Source organism: Rhizobacter sp. P1_G5, assembly GCF_056405435.1.
This window is the reverse complement of the sequence record NZ_JBFUCB010000735.1, coordinates 1-2,738: the sequence shown is the minus strand read 5'-3', so window position 1 is coordinate 2,738 and position 2,738 is coordinate 1. Positions and strand designations below refer to the sequence as shown.

At 68.5% G+C, this 2,738-nt stretch carries 3 protein-coding genes and 1 pseudogene; 2 read left to right on the top strand and 2 right to left on the bottom strand.

All coding sequences use genetic code 11. The annotated features are described in order from the left end of the window. Nucleotides 1–489 (bottom strand): annotated as a pseudogene (locus AC1D12_RS30245) (hypothetical protein); the annotation flags it as partial. Nucleotides 490–558: 69 nt separating this feature from the next. On the opposite strand from AC1D12_RS30245, the gene AC1D12_RS30240 reads away from it, so the two are divergent. After that, nucleotides 559–1,050: a sigma-70 family RNA polymerase sigma factor gene (locus tag AC1D12_RS30240; protein WP_477844940.1), complete on the top strand. Its 492-nt coding sequence runs from the start codon at nucleotides 559–561 to the stop codon at nucleotides 1,048–1,050. Next, nucleotides 1,047–1,799 carry an anti-sigma factor family protein gene (locus AC1D12_RS30235; protein ID WP_477844939.1) on the top strand — a complete coding sequence of 251 codons (753 nt, stop codon included), beginning with the start codon at nucleotides 1,047–1,049 and terminating at the stop codon, nucleotides 1,797–1,799. Before AC1D12_RS30240 ends, AC1D12_RS30235 begins: the two co-directional genes overlap by 4 nt. Before the next feature lie 175 nt (nucleotides 1,800–1,974). Here the strand turns inward: AC1D12_RS30235 and AC1D12_RS30230 are convergent. Then, the coding region (locus AC1D12_RS30230; protein WP_477844938.1) for an ABC transporter substrate-binding protein at nucleotides 1,975–2,738 on the bottom strand (764 nt) is incomplete at its 5' end.

The following is a 2,738-nucleotide window of genomic DNA, read 5'->3' as shown; positions in this document are numbered from 1 at the left end:
GAAATCGACCGCGGCTTCGGGCTCGATGGCGCGCAGGCGCTGCGCGGCCGCGGCCAGCGAGTCGCCTGGCGGTGCGCGCAGCACCATCTGGCGCAGATCGAGCTCTGGGAGCAGCTGCTCGCGCAGCACGGTGAAGCCCTGCGCCTGCGCGGCGCTCAGCGCGGCCGCCGAGGGTGCGAGCCAGATCAGCTCGCCGCGGCGCACGGGCTGGCCGGCCGGGTCCAGCTCGATCCGATCGGGGTTGCGCCGCACCAGGTCGCGCTGGGTGCGCAGGCGCAGGTCCTGCAGCGGCACCGCCTGCTGCACGGTCTCCGGCAGGTTGGTCTGCGGAAGCCGGCCGAGGGCTGGCACGTTGACCGAGGGCAGGCGCAGCTGGGCGGCGGCCGGCGTCGTTACCAGGACGACCGCGACGGCCAGCGCAAGCCCCGCTGCACGGCGGACCGTGCGCCGGGCCTGGCGGAAGCGGCAGTGATGGAAGATCGGTTTCATCGTGGTTCGGGAGGATAACGAGCGGGGCATGGAAGAAAATCCATCCCCCATTCGTTGTCCCCTTCAATGATGAACTCTGCAACGGAAGTGCGAACCCAGATCGCCGCGCTCTTGCCGCGGTTGCGGCGCTTCGGGCGCACGCTGGCGCACTCCCGGGAGGACGCAGACGACCTGGTGCAGATGGCGATCGAAAAGGCGCTTGTGCGCACCGACCAGTGGACGCCTGGAACGCGTCTGGACAGCTGGATGTTCAGAATCATGCAAACAACCTGGATCGACGAACTGAGGTCGCGCGAACGGCGTGGGCAGACCTTCTTCGACGAAGCCGAAGGCGCGCACGTGGGCGTGAGCTCCAACGACGCCCAGGTCGACGCGATGTCGGTGCGCAAGGCCGTCTCGCAGCTCGGCGACGACCAGCGAGCGGTGGTCGGTCTGGTGCTCGTGGAAGGCCTCTCCTACCAGGAAGCCGCGCAGGTGCTGGACATCCCCGTGGGCACGCTCACCAGCCGTCTCGCCCGTGCGCGCGAAGCGCTGCAACAGATGCTCGGAGGTACGCCATGACAACGTGGAACGATGAAGAACTGATGGCTCACGCCGATGGCGAACTCGCCGGCGAACGCCGCGATGCGCTCGAGCAGGCCTTGCAGCAGGATGCGCGCCTGCGCGAACGCATCGGCAGCCTGAAGGGGCAACGCCAGCGTGTCGCGGCGGCTTTCGGCGACGTGCTGAACGAGCCCGTGCCCGACCGGCTCAGCGCCCTGCTGCGCGAGCCGGTGGCCGAGGCTGTGCCGCCGAAAGTCGGTGGCCTGGCCGAGCGGCGCCAGCAGCGCGACGAGCGCCGGGGCATGTCCAGCTGGGCCGCCTGGGGCGGCATGGCGGCCAGCCTCGCCCTGGGCGTCGTGCTCGGGGTCCAGCTCCTCGGGTCAGGTGCCTCCGGCGCGGGCGACGTGCTGCTGAGCGACGCTGGCGGACGGCTCGTCGCTGGTCAGCAGCTCGCCAAGACGCTTGACGCCCAGGTGGCCGGCCAGGCCGCCGCCGGCGTCGCGGTGCAGCTGAGTTTTGTCGACAGGTCGGGCCAGTACTGCCGCACCTTCAGTGCAGGAGAGACGGCCGGCCTGGCCTGCCGCCAGGCCGATCGCTGGACCGTGGTCGCCACGGCGACGGCCGAACAGGCGCCCACGTCGGACATGCGCCAAGCCGGCAGCCCGCTTCCGCGTGCGGTGCTGGACGCCGTGGATGCACGGATCGAGGGTGCTGTGCTGACGGCCGATGAGGTGAAGCAGGCGCAGAAACGCGGCTGGCGGCACTGAGCAATACGCGCGTGAAGGTCTACTTTTGCGACCCGCACAGCCCGTGGCAACGAGGCACCTTTCCGGGCGACGAAGGGGCCGCGCCCCGGCGCCGACGACGAGTGAGCAGCAGCGTATCGAGGAACTCGACCGCTTGCGGCTCACGGCTCAGATCAACCCGCCCTGCCGCCCTGCCTCAATACTTCCGATTCGGAAACTCCTTGGCCGCGACCTCCTGCGGGAACACGCCCTCGTTGGTCTTGATCCAGCGCGGCAGTGTTTCACCCGCTGCCGCCTTCTTCGCGGCCTCCATCAGTTGCGGCCCGAGCAGCGGACTGCATTCGACCGACACGTTCATCTTGCCGGCCATCATGGCCTCGAAGGCGCCTTTCACCGCGTCGACCCCGATGACGAGGATGTCCTTGCCCGGCTTCAGCCCCGTCTCCTCGATGGCCTGGATGGCGCCGATCGCCATGTCGTCGTTGTGTGCGTAGAGGACATTGATCTTCCTGCCTTCGGCCTTCAGGAAGGCCTCCATCACCTCCTTGCCCTTCGACCGCGTGAAGTCCCCCGTCTGCGATCGGATGACCTTGTAGCGTGGGTTCGTCTTGATCACTTCCTCGAAACCCTTCTTGCGGTCGTTCGCAGGGTCGGAGCCGACGGTGCCCTGCAGCTCGACGATGTTGACGTCGCCCGTCGTGTCCTTGGTGTGGTCGAGCAGCCAGCGGGCGGCGCGTCGCCCTTCCTCGACGAAGTCCGAGCCGACGAACGAGACCCAGGTCGTCGGGTCCTTGACCTCGACGTTGCGGCTCTCGAGGATGACCGGAATCTTCGCCGCCTTCGCTTCCTTCAGCACCGTGTCCCAGCCGGTCGTCACCAGCGGCGCGAGGATGATCACGTCGACCTTCTGCGCGATGAAGGCCCGGATCGCCTTGATCTGGTTCTCCTGCTTCTGCTGCC